This window comes from Bacillus sp. JJ1764, from assembly GCF_036962145.1.
Classification (GTDB): Bacteria; Bacillota; Bacilli; order Bacillales; family Cytobacillaceae; genus Neobacillus.
Window position 1 is genome coordinate 10,417 of sequence record NZ_JBALNY010000100.1, and the last position, 5,307, is coordinate 15,723.

The 5,307-nt window shown below is 36.2% G+C and carries 5 protein-coding genes; 2 read left to right on the plus strand and 3 right to left on the minus strand.

What is annotated here, in order from left to right:
• Both V7083_RS14735 and V7083_RS14740 read left to right on the plus strand, forming a co-directional pair.
• On the plus strand, window positions 1-706 hold a 706-nt coding region (locus tag V7083_RS14735), incomplete at its 5' end, for a DsbA family protein (RefSeq protein ID WP_335479067.1).
• Window positions 707-1,020: 314 nt separating this feature from the next.
• Window positions 1,021-1,197 carry a hypothetical protein gene (locus V7083_RS14740; protein ID WP_335479069.1) on the plus strand — a complete coding sequence of 59 codons (177 nt, stop codon included), beginning with the start codon at window positions 1,021-1,023 and terminating at the stop codon, window positions 1,195-1,197.
• A 43-nt stretch (window positions 1,198-1,240) separates the two neighbouring features.
• Here the strand turns inward: V7083_RS14740 and pepF are convergent, their stop codons facing one another.
• The 3 genes from pepF to cls form a co-directional block, all read right to left on the minus strand.
• A complete protein-coding gene (gene pepF, locus V7083_RS14745) occupies window positions 1,241-3,058 on the minus strand; it encodes an oligoendopeptidase F (protein ID WP_335479072.1) in 1,818 nt (605 codons plus the stop codon).
• 112 nt (window positions 3,059-3,170) lie between these two features.
• Window positions 3,171-4,361, minus strand: coding sequence for a competence protein CoiA (locus V7083_RS14750; RefSeq protein ID WP_335479074.1), 1,191 nt, complete (start codon window positions 4,359-4,361; stop codon window positions 3,171-3,173).
• A gap of 99 nt (window positions 4,362-4,460) precedes the next feature.
• Window positions 4,461-5,307 (minus strand): cardiolipin synthase (cls, locus tag V7083_RS14755; protein WP_335479076.1); only part of this gene is annotated, 847 nt, incomplete at its 5' end.

A 5,307-nucleotide genomic window follows, 5' to 3' on the forward strand; every position in this document is an offset into this window, starting at 1 on the left:
GCATGTGCTAAGCGGAAAAATTGCCCATTTAAATCTTACACGGAAAAAGATTTATGATAACTTTTCAGATATATGGGAAAAGGCAGCTTCTAGGACCGGGTTGGTTTGTGATGCAAAGTCTTGGAATGAGAATCCTGTTGATGCACCTTATCATGTTTCAATCGCGCTTAAAGCTGCTGAGTTGCAAGGAAGACGTGCAGGAATTCGCTTTTTACGAAAGGTCCAGGAAGGATTGTTTTTAGAAAAGAAGAATCTTTCTTCTTTTGAAGAATTACTTAAATGTGCTGAGCGTGCCGGTTTGGATGTAAAGGAATTTGCCAATGACTTTCATTCCGAAAGTGCTGCTAAAGCCTTCCAATGCGATTTGCAAGTTACCACTGAAATGGATGTACAAGAAATTCCAACACTTGTCTTTTTTAATGAAAACACAGAAGACGAAGGGATTAAAATTACTGGTAGCTATCCATATGAGGTATATGTGCAAATTTTAGAAGAAATGCTATCGGAGAAACCGGAAAAAGCAACGCCCCCACCATTGGAAACCTTTTTAAAGATTTTTACATTTGTTGCAACAAAGGAAATTGCCGTCGTCTACAATATGTCCATATCCCAAATTGAAAGGGAAATGAAAAAATTGCTTCTTAAACAAGTTGTAGAACAGATCCCAGCGAGATATGGAACATTTTGGCGTTACATTGAGGAATAGACATTGTCAGTGTATTTTCACTGAACACTGTCTATTTTTTTATTGACCAAAACAAAAATGCCTTGCAGAATCTCTATCTGCAAGGCATTTTTCTAATACGAACAAAGGGGATGGGAGAAATTTTTCACGGTCAAACAAAGGGGTATATGTTTGTTGTGATCAACTTCACGCATTTAATATACCATGGTTAACAAGATGATGACAATAAGTATGTGCTTTATTTCACATAATTGTCAAATTATCATAAATTCACGAAATCGACAATAGACATAATAATAGCGGTTGTACTAAATATTATTTATAGGGTGGTTATCATGAAAAGAAGAATCCCTTATTTGTTAATGGTACTATTTTTTTTGATTGCTTTTTCACTACACATCTTAGCTTTAATCCATATTTTTCCTTTGATCGTTAGTATTCCATTATTATTTATTGCCATATTACTTCCGATCGGTTCCATCAGTCAACGAAAAAGATTTAAGGGGTTTTAAAGGGGATGGTACTCATCAGGTACCATCCCCTTTTACATCTTGTTTACTGTAATAACTGTTCAAGCTCCGCCAACTTTTCTTCAAATACCTTACATGCATTTTTAATTGGCTCAGAGCTTGTCATATCGACTCCCGCTTTTTTCAGTACTTCAATTGGATAATCTGAACTTCCGGCACTTAAAAAGCCAATATAGCGCTTAACAGCAGGCTCCCCTTCGTCAAGGATTTGCTTACTTAATGCGGTTGCTGCTGAAAATCCTGTTGCATATTGATAAACATAGTAATTGTAATAGAAATGAGGAATCCTTGCCCATTCTAAACCAATTTCTTCATCAATAATAATATCCTCTTCACCAAAATACTTTTTATTTAATTCATAGTACATTTGTGTTAATGAATCTGCCGTTAAAGCTTCATTATTTTGTACCTTTTGATGAATGAGATGTTCGAATTCAGCAAACATTGTCTGTCTGAACACTGTCCCTCTAAAACCTTCTAGATAATGATTAAGCAGATAGATTCGTTTTTGTTCATCATCGATGGTTTTTAATAAATAATCGTTAAGGAGCGCTTCATTACAGGTTGATGCCACTTCTGCAACAAAAATGGAATAATCTCCATAAGCATATGGCTGAGTTTTTCTTGTGTAATAACTATGCACAGAATGACCGAATTCGTGTGCTAATGTAAATAGATTATTGACATTATCCTGCCAGTTCATCAAAATATACGGGTGTGTACCATAAGCGCCTGAAGAGTAGGCACCGCTTCTTTTTCCCTTGTTTTCATGAACATCCACCCAGCGATTTTCAAATCCTTCTTGCAGAATTTTCGTATATTCTTCTCCAAGCGGAGCCAATCCCTTAAGAATAAGATCCTTTGCTTCCTCATATTTAATTTCCATTTTTACATCCTTTACTAAAGGAGTGTATAAATCATACATGTGAAGCTCGCTTAAACCCAATACCTTTTTACGAAGTTTTATATAGCGTTGCAATAAATGAAGGTGATCATTTACTGTGCTCACTAGGTTATCATAAACGGATTCTGGGATATTATTAGCAGCAAGTGCTGCTTCCCTTGCTGATTGATACTTCCTTACTCTGGCGTTGAAATTATCATTTTTAACATTACCGCTTAATGTACTAGCAAACGTATTTTTAAAGCTGCCATATGTTTTATAAACTGCTTGAAAAGCATCATGTCTTACCCGCTGATCTCCACTTTCCAAAAAACGAATATAGCGCCCATGAGTGATTTCTACCTCTTCTCCGTTCTCATCTTTTATGGTCGGGAAGACTAGGTCAGCGTTATTAAGCATACCGAACGTATTACTAGAAGCATTCATCACCTCTCCTGCTTCAGCTAAAAGTGCTTCCATTTCTGCTGTTAATACATGGGGTCTTTGCTGATTAATTTGTTCAAGAGCATGCTCATATAGTTTTAACTCTGGTTTTTCTTTTAAAAACTCTGTAATCTTTTTTTCATCAATGGATAAAATTTCAGGGACAATAAATGCAAGTTGGCTGGATGCTTGTGAATACAGGTTTTTCATCCGATCATCCAACCCTTGATAGAAGGAGTTGGTCGTATCCTGATCATACCTCATATGTGAGTATGTATAGAGCTTGCCTATCCGTTCAAGCAATTGATCTTGATACTGTAGAGCTTGATAAAGCGTCTCTGCATTTTCACCAAGTTTTCCTTCAAACTCCTTAATACCCGGAAACATACCTTTTACCTCTTGAAATTCAGCTTCCCATTGCTCATCAGATGCAAATATATCCTCTAATTTCCATGTATCCTCAACTGGAATTTCACTTCTTGCAGGCAATGATTTTACAGCAGAGTCATTTGCCATTTACTACTCACCCTTTCATGTGAATTTGATTGATTACCCTTAAATATATTCTTCTAAATTCCGCTTTTTTCCTCTTATTGTTTACTACTTTATTATGCCCATTGCTGAAATTTCATAATAACCAATTGTTCTTTAGCAAAAATAACTGTTTTACTTCCTCCCTTTCCCGGTTTGTTTTCGGGACTACTATTTTATTTATTATCACAAACGAAGCATCACCTTTTTGGGTTATTAAATTTAATCTACATAATAATTGAATATATTCCATTACAGGCTTCATCGGATTCACATCAGGAATTTGCGGTAAATTTCGCAATAGGATTTCTTTTCGGTTAATCCTTTTAAAAACATGCCCGTATATCTCCTTTATAGAAATTAAAGCTCCTGGTTCCTTATTCTTTATGAAATCGAGAAATAGATAGGCTTGCCAAATAACTGGTGGTGTTTGGATGAAAAAAGAGTGAGGAACAGGAAGACCTAATTCAGGAGGCAACAGAAAAAGATTAAGATTGTGCCTGTAGAGTTCGCATAAAAACGGATTTCTAATAGTATCAGAGCGCAGTGCCCAATTCCGGTTATACCGCTCAAGTTCATTCACCCATCCTGTCATACTTACTTGGCTACGGCTTTGTTTGGGTGATAATAAATTTTCAATTTTGATTGTATTCAGCGGGAATTGCAATTGCTGGGTGAAGGTATTTTTAATCGAATAGGGTTTGAGGGATTGAAGCAAATGAAAGACTTTTGTCTCTGGACAATAAACGGGAATTTGGTAAATGTAATTGGAGGTTAGTTGTAAAAATAAATAGGCAAAATTGGTAAGTGAAAGTAGGTTTTTTTTCTTCTTTTTTATATTCGGCAAAGATACAATCCAAAGCGGTGTATACCCATTTTGAAGATAGCATGTTGTTCGCTTTATAAAAAGTTCTTCCGATATCATGGAGCACTGAAATTCTAATGAGTATCTATGCCCATTGTACGTAAACATGATATCAGGCCGTTGCTTTAGATCCTTGTCATAGTATTCTAATACACATGGTATACCTTGGCTTTTGATCCATTGAAAAAGTTGAAGTTTACCTTTCATATGGTATATGGTTTCCCCTTCATGACATTCACTGCAGCTGTGTTTATTCTGATGAGCAAAATGAAAAATACGCTGATCTCCTAATTTAAGTACGACTGGCTCCCCACATATTGGACAATAGAATTGTTCCAACCTGCGAAGCTCCAATAGTTCCTCTTTTTGGTGATCCCCCCCTAGAGTAATAGGTTCACCAGTTTTTGTTTTAGCTGTTAACAAAAGAATCTTCCTCCTTTCTATCCTTACCTATTCGACAATTTTTTTCAAAAGTCCTTTCCTTAAAAAAATAAAACTCGCCAAATTGACGAGTTTCATTTTTTATAAGAGAGGGGATAGTAATCGTGCTGTTGATTCCAATAATTTAAAGCCTAGATGGCGTTCCTGAAATGTTTTATACTCTAACAGTTTTGAGTAATCCAAATCATTAATAAACTCAGCCACAAGTTTTTGAGTGCTTTTTGTTTTAAACAAGAAAGCATTTACCTCAAAGTTTAAATGAAAGCTCCGCATATCCATATTTGATGTGCCAATTGAGGCCAATTCCCCATCAACGATGACAATCTTACTATGCATGAATCCGCGTTCGTATTCATAAACCTTCACTCCCGCCTCCAGAAGCTCCGGGAAGTACGATCTAGATGCGTGGAAGACAATCCTTTTATCTGGACGATTCGGGACAAGCAGTCTTACGTCAATACCACTTAATGCAGCAATTTTTATTGCAGAAAAAATGTCTTCATCTGGGATAAAATAAGGAGAAGCAATCCAAACCGACTTTTTTGCCGTGCTAATCATCGAAAAGAAGATATTCTTAATAACACTCCATTCATTATCAGGGCCACCCGCAATTAACTGAACACCACCGTGACTACGATCATCAACCTGCGGCGATAAATACTCAGCTGTCAAAAAACTGTGATTGGTCATATAATACCAGTCTTGTAAAAAGATCAATTGAAGCGTTCTTACGGCTTCTCCTCTAAGCATTAAATGGGTATCTCGCCAAAATCCAATGTCTTTGTCTCTTCCTAAATATTCATCACCAATATTTAATCCGCCAACAAATCCTACTGTTCCGTCAATGACAATGATTTTACGGTGATTTCGAAAATTAAATTTATTATTTAAAAATGGTAATTTAACAGGACCGAAAGGCAATGCTTCG

What these genes read in the sequence shown, in the direction of transcription:
- V7083_RS14740 (WP_335479069.1), top strand. Translation starts at nt 1,021, where the DNA reads ATGAAAAGAAGAATCCCTTATTTGTTAATGGTACTATTTTTTTTGATT.
- pepF (WP_335479072.1), bottom strand. Translation starts at nt 3,058, where the DNA reads ATGGCAAATGACTCTGCTGTAAAATCATTGCCTGCAAGAAGTGAAATT.